Source organism: Paraburkholderia sp. EG286B, from assembly GCF_040965655.1.
In the GTDB taxonomy this organism is placed as follows: Bacteria; Pseudomonadota; Gammaproteobacteria; order Burkholderiales; family Burkholderiaceae; genus Paraburkholderia.
The window spans coordinates 1-23,533 of sequence record NZ_JBFRCF010000021.1 but is presented as its reverse complement, the minus strand read 5'-3'; the positions used below and the strand labels follow the sequence as shown (position 1 = coordinate 23,533).

16 protein-coding genes are annotated in these 23,533 nt (G+C 64.0%); 15 read left to right on the top strand and 1 reads right to left on the bottom strand.

Annotated features, from left to right (window positions below; genetic code table 11):
* Nucleotides 1–32: 32 nt before the first annotated feature.
* The 5 genes from AB4Y42_RS33640 to AB4Y42_RS33620 are packed head-to-tail and all read left to right on the top strand — an operon-like array spanning nt 33 to nt 5,107.
* Nucleotides 33–2,402, top strand: coding sequence for a HAMP domain-containing protein (locus AB4Y42_RS33640; RefSeq protein ID WP_368689179.1), 2,370 nt, complete (start codon nt 33–35; stop codon nt 2,400–2,402).
* 3 nt (nt 2,403–2,405) lie between these two features.
* Complete coding sequence (locus AB4Y42_RS33635; protein WP_368689180.1) at nt 2,406–3,167, top strand: methyl-accepting chemotaxis protein; 762 nt, start codon at nt 2,406–2,408, stop codon at nt 3,165–3,167.
* Nucleotides 3,164–3,697, top strand: a complete 534-nt coding sequence (locus AB4Y42_RS33630) for a hypothetical protein (RefSeq protein ID WP_368696544.1) — start codon at nt 3,164–3,166, stop codon at nt 3,695–3,697. Before AB4Y42_RS33635 ends, AB4Y42_RS33630 begins: the two co-directional genes overlap by 4 nt.
* Nucleotides 3,698–3,714: 17 nt before the next feature.
* Entirely contained in the window at nt 3,715–4,701 is a 987-nt protein-coding gene (locus AB4Y42_RS33625) for a chemotaxis protein CheX (RefSeq protein WP_368696543.1), read from the top strand.
* 40 nt (nt 4,702–4,741) lie between these two features.
* On the top strand, nt 4,742–5,107 hold the full coding sequence (locus AB4Y42_RS33620; RefSeq protein ID WP_028229743.1) for a response regulator: 366 nt from the start codon (nt 4,742–4,744) through the stop codon (nt 5,105–5,107).
* A 55-nt stretch (nt 5,108–5,162) separates the two neighbouring features.
* Here AB4Y42_RS33620 and AB4Y42_RS33615 read toward each other — a convergent pair whose 3' ends face one another.
* The gene (locus AB4Y42_RS33615) at nt 5,163–7,484 is read right to left on the bottom strand and encodes an FdhF/YdeP family oxidoreductase (RefSeq protein WP_368696542.1); all 2,322 of its coding nucleotides are present in this window, start codon (nt 7,482–7,484) and stop codon (nt 5,163–5,165) included.
* 190 nt (nt 7,485–7,674) lie between these two features.
* Here AB4Y42_RS33615 and AB4Y42_RS33610 point away from each other — a divergent pair, with 190 nt between their 5' ends.
* The 10 genes from AB4Y42_RS33610 to AB4Y42_RS33565 all read left to right on the top strand — a co-directional run bounded on the left by AB4Y42_RS33610 (nt 7,675) and on the right by AB4Y42_RS33565 (nt 23,420).
* Nucleotides 7,675–9,147: a PLP-dependent aminotransferase family protein gene (locus AB4Y42_RS33610; RefSeq protein WP_368696611.1), complete on the top strand. Its 1,473-nt coding sequence runs from the start codon at nt 7,675–7,677 to the stop codon at nt 9,145–9,147.
* A gap of 11 nt (nt 9,148–9,158) precedes the next feature.
* Nucleotides 9,159–9,479, top strand: a complete 321-nt coding sequence (locus AB4Y42_RS33605; protein ID WP_368696541.1) for an ArsR family transcriptional regulator — start codon at nt 9,159–9,161, stop codon at nt 9,477–9,479.
* 189 nt (nt 9,480–9,668) lie between these two features.
* The gene (locus AB4Y42_RS33600; RefSeq protein ID WP_368696540.1) at nt 9,669–18,806 is read left to right on the top strand and encodes a hemagglutinin repeat-containing protein; all 9,138 of its coding nucleotides are present in this window, start codon (nt 9,669–9,671) and stop codon (nt 18,804–18,806) included.
* Nucleotides 18,807–18,816: 10 nt separating this feature from the next.
* Entirely contained in the window at nt 18,817–19,215 is a 399-nt protein-coding gene (locus AB4Y42_RS33595; protein ID WP_368696539.1) for a hypothetical protein, read from the top strand.
* Nucleotides 19,216–19,342: 127 nt separating this feature from the next.
* Complete coding sequence (locus tag AB4Y42_RS33590) at nt 19,343–19,810, top strand: hypothetical protein (RefSeq protein ID WP_368696538.1); 468 nt, start codon at nt 19,343–19,345, stop codon at nt 19,808–19,810.
* The gene (locus AB4Y42_RS33585) at nt 19,807–20,076 is read left to right on the top strand and encodes a hypothetical protein (protein ID WP_368696537.1); all 270 of its coding nucleotides are present in this window, start codon (nt 19,807–19,809) and stop codon (nt 20,074–20,076) included. Before AB4Y42_RS33590 ends, AB4Y42_RS33585 begins: the two co-directional genes overlap by 4 nt.
* A gap of 110 nt (nt 20,077–20,186) precedes the next feature.
* Nucleotides 20,187–22,352, top strand: coding sequence for a hemagglutinin repeat-containing protein (locus AB4Y42_RS33580; RefSeq protein WP_368696536.1), 2,166 nt, complete (start codon nt 20,187–20,189; stop codon nt 22,350–22,352).
* The gene (locus AB4Y42_RS33575; protein ID WP_368696535.1) at nt 22,349–22,621 is read left to right on the top strand and encodes a hypothetical protein; all 273 of its coding nucleotides are present in this window, start codon (nt 22,349–22,351) and stop codon (nt 22,619–22,621) included. The genes AB4Y42_RS33580 and AB4Y42_RS33575 overlap by 4 nt, the downstream gene beginning before the upstream one ends.
* Nucleotides 22,618–23,031: a hypothetical protein gene (locus AB4Y42_RS33570; RefSeq protein ID WP_368696534.1), complete on the top strand. Its 414-nt coding sequence runs from the start codon at nt 22,618–22,620 to the stop codon at nt 23,029–23,031. Before AB4Y42_RS33575 ends, AB4Y42_RS33570 begins: the two co-directional genes overlap by 4 nt.
* Nucleotides 23,028–23,420, top strand: coding sequence for a hypothetical protein (locus AB4Y42_RS33565; RefSeq protein WP_368696533.1), 393 nt, complete (start codon nt 23,028–23,030; stop codon nt 23,418–23,420). The genes AB4Y42_RS33570 and AB4Y42_RS33565 overlap by 4 nt, the downstream gene beginning before the upstream one ends.
* Nucleotides 23,421–23,533: the final 113 nt, after the last annotated feature.

Sequence of the window (23,533 nt, the reverse complement as noted above, 5' to 3'; positions counted from 1 at the left end):
AGCCGGCGCGACGAAGGCCCGGGGATTTCGACATGACCATTCGTCACCGCATCACGCTACTCATCGTCCTGATGTTCGTCGCGCTGTCCGCCATCGGCGGCTACGCGGCCTTGCAGGCCCGCCGCAGCGCCACCGACGTCCGCCAGGTTACCCAGGGCGTCGTGCCGAGCGCTCTCGCTTCATCCGACCTCGTGTCGCTCGTGAAAGACGTGCAGCTCGCCACCATGACGCTCGTCTACGCACCCGACGCCACGGTGGCGTCGCTCGCGCAAAACGAACTCAAGGACAAGGAAGCCGCGCTGCGCGCCGCGCTCGACGTGCAGCGCAAGGCGGCAGCCAGCCACGCGCAGGAAGGCCTGGTTTCGCAGGCCCAGGAAAGCCTCGCGAACTACTTCTCCGCGATCGACGACACCGCGAAGATGAAGGCGAGCGGCAAGAACGAACTCGCGCAGGCCTATCTCTTCGCGAACGTCGCGCAGTACCGCGACGAACTCGAAGGCATCGTCACGACGATGCGCGTGGAAAAGAACCGCCAGAAGGACGACGCCATCCGTACGCTCAACGGCACGCTCGACACCACGACGAGCGCGATTGCCGGCGTGACGGGCGGCGCGGTCCTGCTGCTCACGCTCATCGGCGCGCTGCTGTACCGCCAGATCACCCGGCCGCTTTCGCGCATGCAGGCCATGATGAGCGAGATCGCATCGAGCCAGGACTTCACGCGCCGCGTGCCCGTGGGCCGCATGGACGAAATCGGTCATTCGATCGTCGCCTTCAACGGCATGATCGAGAAGATCCAGCAGAGCTCCGCGCAGCTCAAGCGCAAGACCGCCGACATTCAGGCGATGCTGCAGAACATGCAGCAGGGCATTCTCACGGTGGTGGAAGGCGCGACGATCCACAACGAATATTCGGCGTATCTAGAGGCAATCTTCGAAACGAACGAGATTGCGGGCCGTTCGCTGATGGACCTCGTGTTCTCGCATACGGATCTCGACGCCGACACCCTCGCGCAGATCGACGCCGCCGTGCACGCGTGCCTTGGCGAAGACGACGTGAACTTCGCGTTCAATCAGCATCTGCTCGTGAACGAGATCACGCGTACGCTGCCCGATGGCCGCGCGAAGGTGCTCGACCTGAGCTGGTCGGCGATCACCGACGAAAACGACGTGGTCGTGCGCCTCATGCTGTGCGTGCGCGACGTGACGGAGCTGCGCGAACTCGCGGCCGAAGCGGGCGAGCAGAAGCGCCGCCTCGAAATGATCGGCGAAATTCTCGCGGTGAGCGAAGAGAAGTTCCATCACTTCGTGGAAAGCTCGACGAGCTTCATTCACGAGAACGAGCACATCATTCGCCAGCACGACTGCGCGGACACGAGCGCGATTGCCGCGCTGTTCCGCAACATGCATACGATCAAGGGCAATGCGCGCACCTACAGCCTGCAGCATCTCACGGGCGTGGTGCACGAAGTCGAGCAGCGCTACGACGCGTTGCGCCGCGAAGACACGAGCCACACGTGGGACCAGCAGGCGCTCATCGACGATCTGGAGCGCGTGAAGACGGCGCTCGAGCACTATACGAGCATCAACGAAGTGAGCCTCGGGCGCGGCCCGCGTGCGGCTGGCGCGCAAAACGGCGCGGCGAGCCTCACGGTCACACGCGAAGCGATCGAAGAGACGCTGCGCATCGTCGATCGCACCGACGACAACGACCTGCCCGCACTGCGTGCGATGCGCGCCGAACTGCGCGCCACGCTGCGCGCCATCGGCACCGAGCGCGTGGCCGATGCGCTCGCGGGCGTGACCGGTTCGCTGCCCTCGCTCGCCCTGGAACTCGGCAAGGTCGAACCGGTGGTGCAGATCGCCGACAACGGTTATCGTCTGCGCAGCGAGGCCGCCGGCACGGTGAAGAACGTGTTCATGCACCTGCTGCGCAACTCGCTCGACCACGGCATTGAAATGCCGGCGCAACGCCGCGCGATCGGCAAGGACGAGTCGGGTCATATCGACATCGACGTGAACGTGCACAACGGTGCGCTGCAACTGACGCTCGCCGACGACGGCCGCGGCCTCGCGCTCGCGCGCATTCGCGGCATTGCGGTGGAGCGCGGCTGGCTGCAGGCGTATGAAGCGGTGAGCGACGACGTGATCGCGGCGTTCATTTTCCGCCCCGGTTTTTCGACGGCGGCGAGCGTGACCGAAGTCTCGGGCCGCGGCGTGGGCATGGACGCGGTGCGCGATTTCCTCGAACGCGAGGGCGGCGCCATCGAACTGCGTTTCACCGATGACCGTGCAGGCGCCGATTACCGGCATTTCCAGACCGTCGTGCGTTTGCCGCAGCAGTGGGCCGTAAAGATGACGGATGCAACGCAGGCAAAGCAAGAGGAAGCGCTGGCGGGCTAGCGCATGGCGGGGGTGGAAGTGGTCTTACCGTATTTGATCGAAGGCGCGGCGCTCGTCGCCGTGGCGGCCGGCCTGGCCGTCGCGTGGGGCAAGCGCGCACAAACGCAGGCACGTGAGGCAGCGCGCGCGCAGGATGCCGCGCATGCGGCCGTGCTTGCACAGGCTCAGGCGCACCACGCGGCGCAGCAGGAAGACGCGGCGCGCGAACACGAAGGGCTGGCTGCGCAAATCGAGTCGCTGCGCGCGGAACTCGCGCAGCGCCGGTCCGTGGCCGACGCACTCGAAGCGGCGCTCGCCGGCGAGCGCGCGCAGCGTGACGACGCCATGCAGCACGCGGCGCGCATCGCGAGCGAGGCTTCGCGGCTGAAGCTCATGTCGTCGACGTTCGAGCGCTGGCACGAGCAAATGATCTCGCTGATGGCGCAGAACAACGACATGCACAAGAAGAACCAGGAGCTGTCGTCGATCGTGAGCCATGTGCTGATCGTCTCGCTCAACGCTTCGATCGAAGCGGCGCGCGCGGGCGCGGCCGGCCGCGGCTTCTCGATCGTGGCGGGCGAAGTGCGCTCGCTCGCCACGCGCTCGCAGGACCTTTCGAAGAGCTATCGCGACAGCCTGAACCGCAACGACCTCATCACGGCCGCGACGTTCCAGGACATTCAGGCGGGCGGCAAGATGATCGCGGCGACGCTCGCGAGCGTGGAAGCGTCGACGCAGCAGCTGCATCACCAGCTCGAAGCGACGCGCGCCGGGGCGCACGCATGATCGGCACGCACGCGAAGGACAGCATCGAGCGGATTTTTTTCGCGGCGGCGCGCATGCGTCTCGTGGCCGATGCGCAGCACAGCTGCGAAATCGAGCCGCGTACGGGCGACGCGCCCCAGGGCGAGCAGTTGGTTGTGCTGACGATTTCGTCGATGCAGTTCCGCCTGCTGTTGCTGCTGCACTTCGAAGACGACGAGCGCACGCAGCGCTACTACGTGGGCGACACCTCGCGCGCGCTCACCGAATGCTTCATGGAGTTCGGCAATCTGTGCTGCGGGGCTATGAACCAGCAGCTGGTCGAGCATTTCCCCGACCTCGGCATGTCCACGCCCTATGCGCTCAGCAGTGGATGCCTGCCGTATCTGCGCGAACTGAAGCCGGATTACGTGCAGTCGTATGCGCTCACGATCGATCACGACGTCCGTCTGGGCGCCACGCTGTGCGTCTGCACGCATGCGCCGCTCGATTTCGTGGCGAGCACCGCAGCGGTCGAAGTGCACGACAGCGCGGGCGAACTCGAATTGTTTTGAAGGCAGAGAACGGAAACATGAACGCGAACAAGCCAGTCAGCAAGCTGTTGCTGCTGGAAAGCGACACGGCGCGCGCCGAGGCGATCGCGCGAATCGCAGCCGCACACGATTGCGTGTGCGTGCCGGTGCGACGCGACGCGCTCTCGGCGGCGCTGAAGACGCATTACGATCTGGGCGGCGTGCTGCTCGGCGAGGACTTTGGCGGCTCGCTCGAAGCCGCGGCGGCGGTGGCCGTCGCGCTGGAAGCGGAGCGCCCCGAACTGCCCGTCGTGCTGCGGCGCGCGGCAAGCGAGCAGGACGATGCGTTGCCCGAGCCGTTGCGCCGCCTGCCGTGCGCCAGCTGGCACGACAGCGATCCCGCCACGCTGATCGCGGCGCTCGAAGCGCACGTGTTCTCGCACGACTATCCGGACCCGCTCGTGGACGGCATCACCGACATGACGCTCGGGCGCCTGCGTGGCCTCTTTGCCGGACTCGAAGTGAACTGGGACACGCCGAGCATCGTGCGTGACCGCATCATCTTCGGCGAGGTGTTGACGCTCATTCCGATCGAGACCGCATGGTGCCGCGGCTGGCTTCTCATGCAGACTGAGGAGACGCCGCTGATCGAGCTGCTGCCGCCGCGCGCGGGCCGCGACGAGGCGAGCGACTTCCGCGACGTGAACGGCGTGCTCGCCGAACTCACGAATCTCGTGTGGGGGGCGTTCCGCAACCGTTATCTGGGCAACGCACACGCGGCCGGCGAGGCGGGTTGGGGGCGCGCGCAGGTGCAGGTGCCGCTGCTCATCAATCATCGGCGGCGCTATCTGTCGTTTGGCTCGGATAACCCGCAGCTGTGCATCAAGTACCGGCTCACGTGCCCGGATACGGGCCGCGAAGTCGTGATCGACCAGCGTTTCGTGTTCAGCCTCGGCTGGTCGCGCGAAGGCTTTGACGAGACGGCCGCGCAGGCCGCAGCCGCTGCCGTTGAAGAACAGGCGAGCGGCGAACTCGAATTATTTTGATCAAATGCGCGCCCTACGCGGCGCAACAGAGAGGGACAACATGGCAAAGATTCTGGTGGTGGACGATTCGAGCACGGTGCGCGACGAAGTGGCCGGCTTTCTGCGCAAAAACGGTCTGGACGTCGATACGGCCGTGGACGGCAAGGATGGCCTCGCGAAACTGCGCTCGAATCCGGGCGTGAAGCTCGTGGTGAGCGACGTGAACATGCCGAACATGGACGGCCTCACGATGGTCGAGAAGATCCGCAGCGAACTCGCGAATACGGCCGTGAACGTGGTGATGCTGACCACGGAAAGCAGCCCGGCCATGAAGGAGCGCGGTAAGGCGGCCGGCGTGCGCGGCTGGATCGTGAAGCCGTTCAAGGGAGAAGCGGTGCTCGAGACGTTCCGCAAGCTCGCGAGCTAAGCGCAGCGCACGCAAAAAGGCCCCGGCGCCATTGCCGGGGCCTTCGGATCAGACATCACGCCGCGATGGCGTGATCGTTAGCCTTCGCCGGGGTCAGCAGCACCGGAATCGACTTCGAAGTCGGCGTGCCCGCGCCGTCAGCAATCGACGAAAGCGGCACGAGCGGATTGGTCTCGGGATAGTACGCGCCGAGGCAACCGCGCGGAATGTCGTACTCCACCAGCATGAAGTCTTCGACGTGGCGCTCCACGCCGTCGTCCCACACGCTCGTGATGTCCACGTGCTGGCCGGGCTCGAAGCCGAGCATCGTCATGTCTTCGCGGTTCGCGAACAGCACGCGGCGCAGGCCGTACACGCCGCGATAGCGGTCGTCGAGACCGTAGATCGTCGTGTTGTACTGATCGTGCGAGCGCGTGGTCATGAGCGTCATGAGCCGCGGGCCATGCTCGGCGCGCGCGCGGTGAATGGGCGTATCGAGCGTGATGGCGTGCACCACGAACTGTGCCTTGTTGCTCGGCGTCTTCCACACGCGGTCGCGCGAGGCCACCCCCAGGTGGAAGCCGCCCGGATGCTTCAGGCGCTCGTTGTAGTTCTCGAAACCGTCGAACACTTTTTCGATGCCGTCGCGGATCTTCGCGTAGTCGGCGGCGAGGTCGAGCCAGTCCACCTTGTCGCTGCCGAGCGTGGCGTGCGCCATGCGCGCGACGATCGCGATTTCCGAAAGCAGGTTCGTCGAAGCGGGCCGGTTCATGCCGTAGGAGATATGCACCATGCTCATCGAGTCCTCGACGCTCACGCCTTGCGGCACGCCGTTCTGCAGATCGATCTCGGTGCGGCCGAGCGTGGGCAGAATGAGCGCGTCGTGGCCGTGAACGAGGTGGCTGCGGTTGAGCTTCGTGGTCACATGCACCGTGAGCGCGCACGCGCGCATGGCTTCCCACGTGCGCGGCGTGTCGGGCGTGGCGATCGAGAAGTTGCCGCCCAGACCGATGAACACCTTCACGTGGCCTTCGAGCATCGCGTGGATGGTTTCCACGACGTCGTAGCCGTGCTCGCGCGGCGGTTCGAAATCGTAGGCCTTGCCGAGGCGGTCGAGGAACGCCTGCGTGGGTTTTTCCTCGATGCCCACGGTGCGGTCGCCCTGCACGTTCGAATGGCCTCGCACGGGGCACAGGCCCGCGCCGCGGCGGCCGATATTCCCGCGCATCATCATGAGGTTCGACAGCAACTGGATCGTCGCCACCGAATTCTTGTGCTGCGTGAGGCCCATGCCCCACGTCGAGATGACGGCGCGGCCCTTCACGTAGATGTCGGCGAGCTTGAGCACTTCTTCGATCGGCACGCCCGCTTCGGCGACGATGGTGTTCCACGACTCGGCACGCAGGTCGGCGGCGAAGGCGTCGAAGCCCACGCAGTGTTCGGCGATGAAATCGACGTCGAGCACGCGCTCCGTGCCTTGCGCGAGCGCTTCGTCGTCGAGTTCGATCACGCGCTTCGCCACGCCCTTGATCAGCGCGAAGTCGCCGCCCACGCGCGGGCGGATGAACACGGAACTGATCTGCACGCCCTTGGGCGAGAGCATGTCGAGCGTGTGCTGCGGGCTGGCGAAACGCTCCAGCCCGCGCTCTTTCAGCGGATTGATCGAGACGATGGTCGCGCCGCGCTTCGCGCAATCGCGCAACTCGCCGAGCATGCGCGGATGGTTCGTCGCCGGGTTCTGGCCGAAGATGAGCAGCGTGTCGGCGTGCTCGAAGTCGTCCAGCGTGACCGTCCCCTTGCCGATCCCCACCGTGCCCGGCAGGCCGCGGCTCGTGGCTTCGTGGCACATGTTCGAGCAGTCGGGGAAGTTGTTCGTGCCGTACATGCGCACGAACAGCTGGTAGAGGAACGCGGCCTCGTTGCTCGCGCGGCCCGAGGTGTAGAACGCGGCGCGGTTCGGGTCGTCGAGCGCGTTGAGGTGCTTCGCGATCAGCTTGAATGCGTCGTTCCACTCGATCGGCACGTAGCGGTCCTGCAGCGCGTCGTAGACGAGCGGATCGGTCAGGCGGCCGTGCTGCTCCAGCTCGTAGTCCGACTGGGCCATCAGCTCGCTAACTGTGTGCTCCTGGAAGAACTGTGGCGTCACGCGCTTGCTGGTCGCCTCCGCCGCCACGGCCTTCACGCCGTTTTCGCAGAATTCGAACGTGGACGCGTGCTCGCGGTCGGGCCATGCGCAGCCGGGGCAGTCGAAGCCGTCGGGCTGGTTCTGCTTGAGCAGCGTGCGGTAGTTGCCGCCCGTCACCTTTTCCTTGATCAGGTTGATGGCGACCTGCTTGAGCGCGCCCCAGCCGGCGGCGGGGTGGTGATACGGCTCGATGCGACCTTGCGGCTTCTTCATGATGCGGTTGGCTTTTCGTTTTCCAGGGCGGTCTGCCCGATGACTCAAGGCTACTGTGTTCCTGTGCCCCCGGAGATCACAGAAAAACCAAAAAGCAAGGGATACAGTTGCGGCGTTTTGTCATAGACTTGCCGGGATCGGCCCCGCGCGCGTGGCCTCACCCTTTCGCCTGATCGAACGCAACCCGAACGTGACCCGCTACGAGCAACTCGCCGACGATATCGAAGCCGCCGTGCGCCGCGGCGTGTTCGGCCCCGGCGAGCGCATTCTCTCCGTGCGGCGCGCGAGCCAGCAGCACGGCGTGAGCATCAAGACGGTGCTGCGCGCTTATGCGCTGCTGGAAAGCCGCAGCGTGATCGAGTCGCGGCCGCAATCGGGCTATTTCGTGCGCGCGCGCGTGGGTGCGCCGCAAGGGCGCGGCGCGGCGGACGCACGAGGCGCACAGGGCAAGGACGCCGTCTCCCCGGGCAAGCCGCGCCGCGCCAGCGCGCCGAGGCAGCCCGTGCCCGCCAACGTGGACGTGAGCCGGCTCGTGCTTTCCACGCTGCGCAGCATCGGCGCGCAGGACGCCGTGCCGCTCGGCTCGCCGTACCCGGACCCGGCGCTGTTCCCCTGGCGGCGCATCAACCAGTACGCCAACGCGATTGCGCGCCGCCATGCGAGCTGGAACCTCATCGACGACCTGCCGCCCGGCAACCCCGAGCTGATCCGCCAGATCGCGCGGCGCTACGCCGAAAACGGCGTGAACGTCGATCCCGAGGAAATCGTCATCACCGTGGGCGCCACCGAGGCGATCAACCTGAGCCTGCAAGCCGTGGCCAAGCCGGGCGACACAGTGGCCGTCGAGTCGCCGACCTACTACGCGATGCTGCACGCCATCGAGCGTCTGGGCATGCGCGCCATTGAAGTGAGCACGCACGCGGATACCGGCATCGACCTCGACGCGCTCGAGCGCGTGCTGACGCGCCAGAAGGTCGCGGCCTGCATGGTGATGCCGAACTTCCAGAATCCGCTGGGTTTTCGCATGCCCGACGCAAACAAGGCGCGGCTCGTGGCGCTTGCCGAGGCGCACGACTTGCCCGTGATCGAGAACGACGTCTATCAGGAGCTGTACTTCGGACAGACGCGGCCTTCCACGCTCAAGCAGTTCGACACGCGCGGCCTCGTGCTGCATTGCGCCTCGTTTTCGAAGAGCCTTTCCGCCTCGTACCGCATCGGCTGGGCGCTGCCGGGGCGCTACCGCGCGCAGGTCGAGAAGCTCAAGTTCCTCAATACGCTCACGACACCCTCGGTTCCCCAGGTGGCGCTGGCCGACTACTTGCGCCACGATGGCTACGACCGGCACCTGCGCCGCGTGCGGCGCTTCTACCGGCAACAGGCGCGACTCATGCGGGCGATGGTCGAGCGCTTCTTTCCGGCGGGCACGCGCACCTCGGAGCCGCAAGGCGGCTACGTGCTGTGGGTGGAACTGCCGCCGCGCGTCGATTCGATGCGGCTTTATCAGGCGGCGCTCGCGCAGGGCATTACCATCGGGCCCGGCTACATGTTCTCGATGCGCAACGAGTATCACCACTACATCCGGCTGAACTACAGCTACCCATGGAACGCGCAGACCGAAGCCGCACTGAAGACGCTAGGCGAAATGGCCGCGAAGATGGCATGAGGAGACAGACGATGAACGCAGATAAAGAGCGCGACGATGACGACGCAGACGAGTCGGGCGTCGACCCGGTGCTGATTGCTGTGCTCGAGCAGTTGTGGCGCGCGGAGTGCGAGAAGCACGCGCGGCATGAGACTCAGGGCCGGGCGTGGTCGCTCGCGAAACTCTCGAAGCAGGCCGGCGTGCCGATGAGCGGACTGCGCAGGCAACTCACGGCGCTCGTGGACAGCGGCCTGGTGGTGACGACGCAGGCCGAAGACGGGACCGGCACGGCGAGTCTGTCGGATGAGGGGCGGGCGTTTTGTGCGGAGGTGTTCGGCGAGGGCGAAGCGTAGCGCGACGCCTTGCTCGTTTGTAACCCGATGTTGCCGTTGTCTGTTTGCGACAAGTCTCATGCGCAACGGGTCAATACATCTAAGACAAATCTGAAACTTCTGCGACATCGCCGTTTTGACAATTTTTGACGTGTTTTGAGATAGCCGCCTGACCAGAATCGCCTGATCAAATGAAAGTGTCGGGCGACGATGAACAAGATTTACAGGCTGGTGTTTAGCCGTGCGCACAACATGCTCGTCGCAGTCGAAGAGTGCGCAACGGCATGTGGCAAACGGGGGCGCGGCGAGGCCGCTGTGGCGGCGGCCGTGTTGCTGCTGGGCGGGGCACCGCTGCTCGCGCACGCCCAGATCGTTCCATCGGGTGCCCATGCGCCCGGCGTCATCGACACGCCCAATGGCCTGCCGCAGGTGAACGTCAACCGCCCTTCGGGCGCTGGCGTGTCGATGAACAGCTACTCGCAGTTCGACGTCCAGCAGCGCGGCGCGATTCTCAACAATTCGCCGACGATCGCGAATACGCAGCTGGCGGGGCAGATCAATGGCAATCCGAACTATGTTGCGGGCCAGTCGTCGCGGATCATCGTCAACCAGGTCAACAGTGCCAACCCTTCGCAGTTCAATGGCCCACTCGAAGTTGCAGGTCGGCGGGCCACGGTCGTGCTGGCCAATCCATCGGGGATTTCCGTCAACGGTGGCAGCTTCATCAATACGAACCGTGCCGTTCTGACGACCGGTGTCCCGCAACTCGACGCAAACGGCGCGCTCACGGGCTACAACGTCACGGGCGGCAATATCGCCGTCCAGGGCGCGGGCTTTAACGCGTCGAATGTCGATCAGGTGGATTTACTGGCAAGAGCCGTGCAAATCAATGCGGCGGTCTATGCCAACAGCCTGAACGTCATCGCCGGCGCGAACAACGTCAATCACGATACGCTCGCGGCGACGCCGATCGCGGGCAATGGCGTTCCTGCGCCGGTCTCGATTGACGTCAGCCAGCTGGGCGGTATGTACGCGGGCAAGATCTATCTGGGGTCCAACGAGCACGGCGTGGGCGTGTCGAACGCGGGCGTAATCGCCGCCCAGGCGGGCGACTTTACGCTGCGTTCGGATGGCCGCGTCCTGCTTACAGGCAGGACGACCGCAAGCGGCAACGTCGCCGTGAACTCGAATACCGGTATTACGAACACCGGCACCACTTACGCGCAGGGCTCGCTTGCGGCGATTACCGCAGGCGATCTCACGAACAGCGGCACACTCGCGGCGCAGGGCGCACTCGATGCGGGTGCGGCGACGGTGAATTCGACCGGTTCGCTCGCCGCGGGCGTGAACGGCGATGGCGCGGTGACGCAGATGGCGAATCTGAATGTTGATTCGTCGGGCGCGCTTTCAGCCACGGGCCATAACGTCGCGGGCGGCGATGCGTCGCTTTCGGGCGTGTCGGTCAATCTCGCAGGCAGCGAAACGGCGGCGAACGGCAACCTGTCGCTCACGGCGAACGCAGGCGACCTGAATCTCTCGGGCGCGACGACGAGCGCCCAAGGCGCAGTGAACGCGCAGGCATCGGGCGCGATGGTCAACGACCACGGCGCGATGACGGGCGGTGCCGTGACGCTCAACGCGGGCAGGCTCTCGAACCAGGGCGGCAATGTCTCGGCGCAGGGGCCGCTCAACGCGACGGCGACAGGTGACGTGTCGAACCAGGCCGGTGTGTTCGTTTCGCAGGGCGCGATGCAGGTGCGCAGCGGTGGGGCCGTCGCCAACGGCCAAGGCACGATGCAGAGCGCGATGGGTTTTTCGCTGTCCGGCACGTCTCTGGACAACACGGCAGGCCGCATTACCTCACTGAACGGCGACGGCCTGAACCTCGGTGTGACTGGCACGCTGCTGAACAGCGTGGGTGGCGTGATCGGCGGCAATGGCAACGTGCAGATCAGCGCCTACACCTTCAGGAACGCGGGGCAGGTGAGCGCGCTGCATAACGCCATCCTGAACGCATGGAACCTGAACAATAGCGGCTCGGCGAGCGCGGGCGATGCGTTGACGGCTACCGCGACCGGGTCGCTATCCAACGCAGGCGGCACGCTCTCGGGTACGACCGTGACGGCCATCGGTGCGTCTATCGACAACGCGAAGGGCAACATCGATGCGGATACCGTAGCAGTCTCGACGCCAGGAGACCTCAACAACGAAGGCGGCGTGATCACGCAGACGGGCAGCAGCGCGCAGACGGTGAGCGCGGGCGGCAGGCTGGACAATTCGAATGGCGGGCAGATCGCATCGAACGCCACGAACCTGAGCGTAACGGGGGCATCGGTTGATAACGACGCCGGCGCGATTGCGCACGCCGGTACGGGCACGCTGACGGTCAGCGCGGGCAACGGCGCGGGCGCGGTATCGAACGCCGGCGGTGCGATCACCAGCAACGGGAATGTCGTGGCCCAGGCGGGCTCGCTCAACAATACGGCGGGTTCGGTCAGCGGACAGCGCGGCGTCGCGGCGACGGTCAGCGGCGCGCTGGACAATACCGGCGGCAAGGTACTGTCGAACACGGACCTGAGCGTCACAAGCACCACACTCACGAACGATGCCGGCCAGCTTGGCGCGGGCGCCAGCGGGACGATCCACACCGGTTCGATGACGAACAGCGGCGGCAAGGTCGTCGCGCCAAACCTCACGATCTCGACCGCCGACACGCTGGACAACAGCGGAGGCGATATCGAGTCAAACCGGCTCGCGCTCTCCGCCACCGACCTGCTGAACCACGGCGGCACGATCACGCAATACCACGCGGTGCCGAAGGGCCTGCACATCAGCGGGACATTCGACAACTCGTCGGGCGGTACGCTGCAAACCAGCAGCACCGACTTCTCGCTCACGCCCTGGGCGCTCAACAACAACGGAGGCTCGATCCTCCACGCCGGCACGGGCTCGTTCACGATTGCACCGGGCAACGGCGCGGGTGCGCTCTCGAATGTGGGCGGCAGGATCATCACGGCGGGCGAACTCGTCGCGAACGCGGGGAGCTTCGACAACGCGTCGGGCGTATTTGCTGCGCAGGGCTATCTCTCGGCCACCATCGTGGGTGTCCTGAACAACACGCAGGGTGTGATGCGCTCGCTCGCGTCCGCTTCCATCGACAGCGGCGGTGCGCTGACGAACGTGAACGGCCAGATCCAGTCCGGCACCGGGGCGGCGGGCGACGCCAGCATGCTCGCCGTACGGGGTGCGTCCACTGACAACACGCGTGGTGTGATCGGCAACCTCGGCAGGGGCGACACGACTGTCCAGGGCGGCAGCGAACTCCTGAACGCGGGTGGCCAGGTCACGGGCAACGGCAATCTCGACGTCAATGCGTCGTCGATCCTGAACACCCGCGGCGCTCAGGTGAGCGGCGCGAACGTCGCGGTGACGGGCGATAGCCTGGACAACACCAGCGGCGCGATCGGCAACGTCGCGGGCCTGACCGGTGATGTGACGATCACGACCACGGGCGCGATCAACAACACCAGCGGCCAGATCGGCGCGACCCACGACCTCGCGGTGAGGGCATCGACGCTCACGGGCGGCGGCGCGTACAGCGCAGCCAATGACGTGGCGATCAACATGCAGGGCGATTTCGCGCCCACGTCCGATGTGCAGTTCAACGCCGGTCACGACCTCATCTTCACGCTGCCAGGAACGTTCACCAATGCGGCGCTGGTGGAGGCGGCCAACAACCTCGGCGTCGACGCAGGCGACATCTTCAATAGCGGGACCATGATGGCGGGCGGCACGCTCACCACGCACTCGGGCACACTGCAGAACACGGGCGCCATGGTGGGTGGCAGCGTATCGCTGTATGCGAACCGCAGCCTGACCAATGTGGGGCCAGCCGCGCTCATCGGTGCAACGGACAGCAACGGCACGCTGGAGTTGCTTGCGAACGATATCGAGAACCGCGACGACACCACGGCCACCGATTCACAGGCGACGACCGCGATCTATGGCCTGGGCAAAGTCGTGCTGGCGGGCGGCAAGGATGCGAACGGGCACTACACCAACGCGGCGCTGATCCGCAATCAGTCGGCGCTGGTCGAATCGGCGGGCGACATGGAGCTGCACGCCGACCAGGTGACGAACACGCGGCGCGTGATGACGACGACCGGCCTTAATCAGCCTGTCGATCCCGCGCTGCTGGAACAGCTTGGCATCAGCCTGTCCGGGTGCGTCGCGACCTATATGGCCGCGTGCGGGCCGGGTAATCCGCAGGTCCTGGGTTCAAAGGGCGATCCGACGATGATCGGCGGTGTGCCGACCGACCCGCCGCATGGCGGGCAGTGGAACAGCACGTACCAGTACACGACCTATACGGGCGTCGCGGTGGCGAACCTGATTGCCGGCATCAGCCCGCAGGCGCAGATCATTGCTGGTGGCACTCTTGATGCCTCGTCGGTGGGCCTGTTCCAGAACTACTGGAGCGCGGTCGCGGCAGTCGCCAACATCGCTGCGCCTGTCTCGCTCGACCAGAATAGCTGGCGGGTTCAGGCCGCACCCGGCGTGCAGGTTACGTACTCGGGCCAGTATCACTACGACAACTACGACAACAGCGAGCACAACTGGCAGTTGCCGTTCGGTGATGCCGGGTTCGTCACCAACCATCCGGGCGGCTATACGCAGGCCGCACCCGCAGACATCCGCAACTACGCGCTGCCGGCCTACGAGTCGAGCTTTGTTGCGGGCGGCACGCTCTCCGGGGCGGGCATCCGCATCGACAACACGGCAGGCAACGCGGGCATTCCCTCACTCGGGCTTGCCGCTGGCCAGTCGCTGACCGGTGCGGATATCGGCGCGGTGAGCGGCAATGCCGGCGGCACGAAGGGCGGCACGGCCTCGGTCAAGGGCGGCGGGAGCAGGGTCGATCCGGTCATCCCGAGCGCGACCGCACAGAACGTGCTGCAAAACCTCACGATCCCCCAGGGCGGTCTCTTCAGGCCGGTGAGCACGCCCGGTGTGAGCTACCTGATCGAGACGAACCCAGCGTTCACGAGCCAGAAAGCGTTCATCTCGAGCGACTATTACCTGCAACAGCTTGGCCTGAATCCGCAGACGACCGAAAAGCGCCTGGGCGATGGCTTCTACGAGCAGCAACTCGTGCGCAACCAGATCACGTCGCTCACCGGCAAGGCCGTCCTTGGGCCCTATACCGATCTCCAGTCGATGTACGAAGCGATGCTTGCGGCGGGCGCGTCGCTTTCGAAGTCGCTGGACCTGCCGCTCGGCATGAGCCTTTCGCCCGAGCAGGTGGCGCAACTCACGAGCAACGTCATCATCATGCAGACGCAGGTTGTGGACGGACAATCCGTGCTCGTGCCCGTGGTCTATCTCGCGAAGGCGAGCCAGCAGAACATGGACGGGCCGCTCATCGCGGCGACCGATATCGACCTCAAGAACGCGCAGACCTTCACGAACAGCGGCACGGTGCAGGCGGCGAACTCGATGCAGATCGACGGCCAGTCGATCAACAACGCGTTCGGCGCGCTCACTAGCGGCGGCCTCATGGCGCTGGCCACAGCAGACAACGTCGATCTGACCTCTGCGAAGGTGAACGCCGGGAGTCTTGTGCTCAACGCGGGCGGCAACGTGATCCTCGACACGGCCACGAAAACGCTCAACCAGGTGAGCGCCACAGGCGCCACGCGCGTGAACACGACGTTGGGGCCAGTTGCGAGCCTGAACGTGGCGGGCGATGCGGCGATCATCACAGGAGGCAACTTCGAGCAGCACGGGGCCAACCTCAATATCGGCGGCAACCTCGGCATGGCAGTGGGCGGCAACTACGATATTGGCACGGTGCAGACGGGCGAACACAAGGTGGTCGAGCGCGCGAATGGCGTGTCGGACACGAACATCAACAGCGTGACGGGCAGCACCGTGAACGTGGGCGGCGTCTCGGTGATTGGCGTGGGCGGCGACCTGACGGCGAGCGGCGCGAACCTCAACCTGGGCGGCGGGGGCACCATCGCGGCGAAGGGCGACGTCACGCTCGATGCGGCGAAGGCAACCTCGACCATCGACAGCAATAGTTCCGGCAGCGACGGTCACGGCAGTTACTCGGAGTCGTCGCACAGATCGCACGATGCGTTGACGGCGACCACGCTCAATGCGGGGGATTCACTCGCGGTGGTGTCGGGCAAGAACATCGACATCAACGGCAGCTCGGTCAACCTCGACAAGGGTACGCTGGCACTTGCAGCAACGGGCGATGTCAATATCGGCGCGGCGACCGAAACGCGCGTCGATAACTCGCAGGAGCAGCACAGCCACAGCAACGTGGTCAGCGGCAAGGCGGTGGCGAGTTCGCGCGATACGACCGTCACGCGCTCGCAGGGCAGCACGATTTCGGCGGATAGCGTGTCGATCTCGGGCGGCCACGATATCAATGTGAACGGCAGCACGGTTGTCGGGACGAACGATGTGGCGCTCGCTGCCGCGCATGACGTGAACATCGGCACGACGCAGGACACCATGCAGTCCTCGGGCAGCTATGCGGAGAAGCGCACGGGCCTGGGCACGAGCGGCCTGACGGTGACGGTCGGCACCAGCAAGCTCGCGAAGACTGATCAGCAGTCGAGTGTCACGAACAACGCGAGTACGGTGGGGTCGATCAACGGCAATCTGGCGATCCAGGCGGGCAATACGCTGCATGTGACGGGTAGTGACTTGCTGGCGGGTGGCAACGTCACGGGCATGGCCTCGAACATCATCATCGATTCGGCCACCGATTCCGCACACCAGGCGCAGACGCAAAAGACCAGCAGTAGCGGCGTGACGATTGGCCTCGCCGGTTCGGTGGGCGATGCGATCAACAATGCGTATTCGGAAGGTCGCGCCGTCAGCCATTCTGCAGACAGCGGCAACGATCGCGCGGCGGCGCTGCATGCGATTGCAGCGGGGAGCGATGCGGCAATGGCAGGCGCGGGAGTGAAGGCCCTTGCCGATGGTGGGAAGCCCGATATCGGCATCAAGGTGAGCATCGGTTCGAGCAAGAGTCAAAGCCAGTCGTCGGAGGACATGACGACGCAGCGCGGCTCGAACGTGGCGGCGGGCGCTGCGGCGGCGTTCGTCGCAACGGGCGACGGTACACCCGGCAGCGGCAACGTCACGATTGCCGGTTCGAACGTGAGCGCGAACGACGTGCTGCTGGCCGCGAAGAACCAGGTGAACGTGGTCAACACCACGAACACCGATTCGACGCGCAGCTCGAACAGTTCCAGTAGCGCGAGCATTGGCGTGCAGTACACGCTGGGTGGCGGCTTTGGTGTGTCGGCCGCGATGGCGAACGCGCATGGAGATGCGAACAGCGACGCGGCGATCCAGAACGCCTCGCACGTGAACGGCGCGAACAGCGTGACGGTGATCTCGGGCAGCGACACGAACATCACCGGCTCGCAGGTCAACGGTGGCAAGGTGATCGCGGACGTGGGCGGCAACCTGAACATTGCAAGCGTGCAGGACGTGACGAACAGCGCCGCGCACCAGAGCAGCGCGGGTGGGGGCTTCACGATCAGCCAGGGCGGCGGCAGCGCGAGCTTCAGCGCGCAGAACGGCCATGCAGATTCGAACTATGCGGGCGTGAAGGAGCAGGCGGGGATCAATGCGGGTAGTAGTGGCTTCGATATCAGCGTGAGGGGGAACACGGACCTGAAGGGCGGCGTGAAAACGAGTGCGGCCGACGCAGCACAAAACAGCCTGACGACCGGGACGCTGACGTACGGCGATATCGAGAACCAGTCGCACTACAGCGCCAACAGCAGTGGCATCAGTGTGGGTGGCGGGCTAGATTCGACGGGCAAGGCGATCGGCCCCGGCTCGACGCCGGGCGGGGCGATCCCGACGTTTGCATCGCAGGCGGGCGACGAAAGCGCGACGACGAGGAGCGCCATTGGCGCGGGTACGATCACGATTACCGACGCGACGAACCAGACACAGGACGTGGCGAGCCTGAGCCGCGACACGACCGGCACGAACGGCATGGTGTCGAAAACGCCGGACGTGAACGAGATCCTGAACCAGCAGGCCGACACGATGCAGGCGGCGCGAGCGGCGGGTCAGGTGATTGCGCAGGGGATTGGCACGTATGCGCAGGGCAAGTACAGGGAGGCCCAGGATCAGGCGGATGCGGCGACAAAGGCGGGCAATCTGGAGCTGGCCGCTCAGTACCAGGCGGTCGCGGATTCGTGGGCTGAGGGTGGGAGTAACCGTGTAACGCTGCATATCGGGGGCGGAGCGCTGCTGGGCGGGCTGGGTGGCGGCAGTGTCGGGCCGGCGCTGCAGGGGGCGGCCGGAGCAGGGCTGTCGGCAGCGCTGGCGAATCAACTGGACAGTCTGTCGAAGGGAATCGCGGACAGTACTGGCTCAACGCTGCTGGGCAGTCTGGCGTCGAACGTGGCGGCGGGTGTTGGTGGCGCGCTGGTTGGTGGGGGTGTGGGCGCGACCACGGCGGCCAATGCGGACCTGTACAACCGGCAGCTTCACCCGGACGAGCGGCAGTGGGCGAAGGAGAACGCAAGCAAATTCGCGCAGTTCTACAAAGATCAGACCGGACAGACGATCACGGCTGACCAGGCGCAGCAGATGTTGTTGGCAAGCGGCTACCGGTTGGTTGATGCGGCAGCAAGCGCAGGACCGGCGCCGGACGGAAACCAGTACGCGACGGCGTTCATCAGCCAGAAAGGTGGAAGCATGTTCCGTGCGGCGCCAACTGAGTACAACAGTCCGTTCCTCTATGGCAACGCGGACCATTCGCTCTCGCCGGAACAACAGGCCCTTCCAGGACACGACGCTCACCCGCAAGTTGGTGTTGCAGCAGGAGGCGCTCTCGCAATGGTCGCAGTCGGTACTGTTTCGCCATTGCTCGCAGGAGCTTGGGCTCTCAATACCGCCTACGATTTCTCAGGTGACGCGATCAGTTACCTTACCCACACGAGCAGCGACGCCCCGAACGCTGGGAAGTCTCTGATAGTTGGAGGTGCGGCCGCCGCCTTGACACCACTTGGGCTTCCTCTGGATACACTTGGAAGTGGTATCGGAGCGAAGATCGCGGTCGGCACCTACAATGGGCTTGTAAGCGCGACGGGAGCGTTCGCTGGGGGGGGAATGGTCAATCCATCGAGCGACCCGTCCGCTTCCGCAGCGACTTCGGCAACCGCGTATGGCGTTGGCACGGCAGCGCAAATTTGGCTCCCCGGTCTCACGGGCAATATTGCAAACCACGTTGTCCAAATTCTCTCAGGGCCAGCGCAAACGAAGGTCCAGAATAGCTTGAACAATCCGAATTCCTCAAAATGAGATCGCTCTAATGAGTCGCTTGCTAGTTTTTCCGTTCGAACTGGTCAATCAAGGCGGTCTAAGCGCCGTTGTCGGGTGCCTATTTTTCGCTATAGGGCTATTGCTAATTTTCATCGTTTTCAAAATCTCACTTGGCTTACTCAACTTCAGTGTCGTGAGTCCGGCAACAAAGAAGGGCCGGGTAACACGAAAATTCGTCGTGCCGGAACACACCGAGCAGCAAGGTCGGCTTTTGGTCAAGGTGCCGGCTAGAAATATGCTGGAGGTGGACGTGGATGGCCACTTGTTTGTGATTGGGCCACCAGATTGGAAATATCAAAGAGTAAGCGAAGGTGACGAAGTTGATGTTCTGTTGCGCATCGGTCGCCTAACCCGAGCCGAAGTACTCGACGATATCGGGCCGTTTTAAAACTGCTGCTGAACGGGGCGTTTCGGCGGGGGCGCTAGACCTGTACAACCGGCAGCTTCACCCGGACGAGCGAAAACTGGCGAAAAATATTGCCGATAAAAGCAACGGCCAGTACACGCAGGCGCAGGTGGAAGACCAGTTGCGGCTCATGGGCCTGTCGTCCGCGGATGGTAGCTCGGTGCTGCCGGGAACCGCCGAGGAACTGAACGGGCGCACCCCAACCGATCCGGGCGCGAAGTGGATCGATACGGGCTTGACGAACGCAAACGGAAATCCGCTGGTGATCCAGGCTGCCGCTGCGGGAGCCAGTCTTCCGACGCCGTATGCCCCGGCCCTAGATACCATCGCCTTTGGCAGCACGGTGACGGGCATCGCAGCAGATTTTATCCAACAAATCGCGCAGCCGAATTCGGCGCAATATGTGTTCAACGGCTTCACGGCAATGTTGAGTAACTACGCATCAAGCAAATTTCATGGGCTCACGCCGGCTATTAATGAGCTAACAAACCAGGTGAACTCCAGTAGCGCCGCAGTCTCGGTTCAAGACCGTATGAATAAAGAGGTGGGCGCAAACACCACAGGGAAAAAGCAATGAAGATTCGATTCATCGAGGACGGAAACCTTAGTTCGTGGCTGCGTCTTCTTCTTATTCTCCTCGGCATTGGGTTTGCTGCCACTGCAATTGAGTTCGATCTTCCCATTGTCTGGGCTCGCATGCTCCTGCTTATCGGATTCGCTATTGCACTTGTTGGGGGAATGACGAGTCGCGCTAAATTTCTGCACATAAAACCCTTCGACAACAGCTACAAAAAGGCGCGCAAGAGTTACGAAGTGAAAGACGACGGGCAGAACAAGTCCTGATAGCAAACCGGCGTTGGCCGGGTTTATTGTTTGCAGTACTGTTCAATCTGTCGTGGTGACAAGCCTGCTGTGCTCGACGATGATTCTCACGCGCTGACCGGGTTCCTCATTTGAGCGTCGGCTCCAGCAAGAGTGAAAGCCGGTTTTCGGAGGACCAGACGATCCAGCGCGGCTCGAACGTGGCGGCGGGCGCTGCGGCGGCGTTCGTCGCAACGGGCGACGGTACACCCGGCAGCGGCAACGTCACGATTGCCGGATCGAACGTGAGCGCGAACGACGTGCTGCTGGCCGCGAAGAACCAGGTGGACGTGGTCAACACCACGAACACCGATTCGACGCGCAGCTCGAACAGTTCCAGTAGCGCGAGCATTGGCGTGCAGTACACGCTGGGTGGCGGCTTTGGTGTGTCGGCCGCGATGGCGAACGCGCATGGAGATGCGAACAGCGACGCGGCGATCCAGAACGCCTCGCACGTGAACGGCGCGAACAGCGTGACGGTGATCTCGGGCAGCGACACGAGCATCACCGGCTCGCAGGTCAACGGTGGCAAGGTGATCGCGGACGTGGGCGGCAACCTGAACATTGCAAGCGTGCAGGACGTGACGAACAGCGCCGCGCACCAGAGCAGCGCGGGTGGGGGCTTCACGATCAGCCAGGGCGGCGGCAGCGCGAGCTTCAGCGCGCAGAACGGCCATGCAGATTCGAACTATGCGGGCGTGAAGGAGCAGGCGGGGATCAATGCGGGTAGTAGTGGCTTCGATATCAGCGTGAGGGGGAACACGGACCTGAAGGGTGCGGTTATTTCCAGCGCTGCGGATGTGGAGAAGAACAGCTTGAGCACCGGCACGCTCACATACAGCGATGTGCAGAACCGCTCGCACTACGACGCGACGAGCAACGGGATCAGCGCGGGCGTGGGGATTGCAAATACGGGTAAGGCGGTAGGCCCCGGCTCAGGGTCAAACAGGGGCGGCGTAGCACCGATGTTGCCGCAGAGCGACAGCGGATCGGCGGATGCGACTACGCGCAGCGCCGTGACTGCAGGTGCGATCACTGTGACGGACGGGGCAAGCCAGAGGCAGGACGTGGCAAATCTCTCCCGGGACACGACGAACACGAACGGTACTGTGTCGAAGCTGCCTGACGTGAGCGCCCTCCTGAACGAGCAGGGCGACAGAATGAACGCCGCACAGGCCGCAGGGCAGGCGGTGGCGCAGCGCATCGGGGACTACGCGGACGCGCAGGCCAGGGCGACGGGTGACTCCGCATGGGCCGAAGGCGGCAGCAAGCGTGCGGAGATGCAGGCGGCGGGCGCGGCGGTCGTAGCGGGCTTGGGCGGCGGCGTGGGCAGTGCTGTCGCGGGTGCAGCAGGCGCGGGTATCGGCTCGAAGCTGGGGGGCGAGTTGAACAAGCTCAGTGATTCGATTGCGGCGTCGAACCTGACCGGCGATGCGAACATGAACGCCGCGCTTGGCAACATCGTGGCGAACGTGGTCGCGACAGGCGCGGGTGCGGCAGTAGGTGGCGCGGGCGCGTTTGGCAGTTCGACCGTGGATCTTTACAACCGGCAGATGCATTCCGAGGAGAAGACGCTGGCCAAGCGATTGGCGGACAACAGCGGTGGCCTGTACACCCAGACACAGGTCGAGGAACAGATGCGCATCATGGGAGTTTCCACTGATGGAAATCATGAGTCAGGGGCACCCGAGACACTGATCGGACAGGCCCCGAGCGATTCGGAAGCGCGATGGATTTCTGCTGGAACGACTGCCGACGGCAAGCCCATCCTGACGCAGGTCACCGCACAAGCCGATCCTGAGTTACAGGCCTACATTCTGGCGAACTACAACTCGACATCGCGGGGCGATGTGCCGAGCCAATTCACCTATGACCGACCGACCGGCACGGGTTCGTGGAACATCTCGGGACCCTTTACGAAGTTCGATCAGTCGGATACGAACTTCGTACGCAGTACAACGGCGGATGGGGCGTCGATGATTTCGACGAATGCGGGACGTATCAGCGCAGCAGCCGGTGCTGCAGCTGCAGTTCCCGGCGTGCACCAACCCGCCGCAGCTTCGTTGGCAGCCGGGTCAGGGATGGTTGGCTTGGTAGCCGATGCCGTTGCTCAAATAATCAGACCGGACCCGGCTGCCATGTTCAAGGATGACATCATTATTGGCGTGCCGAGCAGCATTTTGGGGGATCGGTATCCCATGCTAGGTCCAGTAATCAACGAAGTTGGCGAGTACCTGAAGGGGGTGACTAGCAAATGAAACTATTGCAAGAAGGGAACCTAGCCCAACCACTTCGCGACGTGTGCATAGTGCTCGGATTGGCGCTGATATGGGGAAGCGCCTTTTTCATCAAAGACTTAGCTAATCCCTTGCTTTGGATATGCGTGTCAATCGGTACATTATTGGGCGGTGTCGGCGGCGCGTGTCATTTAGCCAGCAAGGCGGGTATCAAGCCCTTCGACAATAGCTACAAAAAGGCGCGCGACAGCTACACGGCAAAGGACGACAGACAGGAATGGCGAGAATGAATGAAACAGAACTTGATAGGGTCGCGATCGAGGATAGCTTTGCCGTCGCCCAAGTTGCGCTCTACCTATTTGCGATTCATCAGGTGGTGTTCACGCTGATGACTGTCACCGCGGGCGGTTCCGCTCGGCATCGCTCCGCAGGCATCGACAATGCAGCGCCTGTCGGCGACTACAAATGCGGCCGTCAACGTGCTTTGCTTTGCGGTGGGTTACATGCTGCTGGCGAGGTGTCTGAATCGATGCACGCCTCTGCTGTGGCGCATTGCGTTGGGCATATTCCTGCTCAACACAGGCGGCGGTGCACTAGCTGTAGTAGCTCAACCCAACCTCTATCCAGCTTTGACCTGCGGTCTTTCTGTCGTCGGCGCGATCTCGGTATGGAACGGGCGCGGAGTGATCAGAAGGTGTGAACGTCTGGACCCGATCCGCAGACCTCTACAACCGGCAGCTACATCAGGACGGTAGGGCGCAGGAAAAGACGCTGGCAGAGAAGCTAGCTGACGAGAGCGGCGGCAAGTACACCGAGCAGGACGTGGAAAACCAGATGGCGACGATGAACTTGACGGTAAACGGCCATACAGAATCGGGCGGCGTGCGGGTGGCGACCGGCGCGCAGCCGCAGGACGGGACCGACTGGCAACCGTATGGCGTGAACCAGGCTGGCCAGCAGGTGTGGGCGCAAAGCCTTAGCCAGGGCGATCCCGATTTGCAGGCGTATATTGTAAAGGGTGCGCAGGGCAGCGGTCTGACGTATCAGGCGACCACGACCGGTTCGAACCCTGGACTAGCAGGTCGCTGAAATACACCCGAGCTGACGCGACATCGCTCCAATTACGCGGCTCTCGCGGCAAGATCTTTCGCATTGTGCAAATTCAATGCGAATTCAACGTCCTTTTAAGCGCTTTGAGGCCA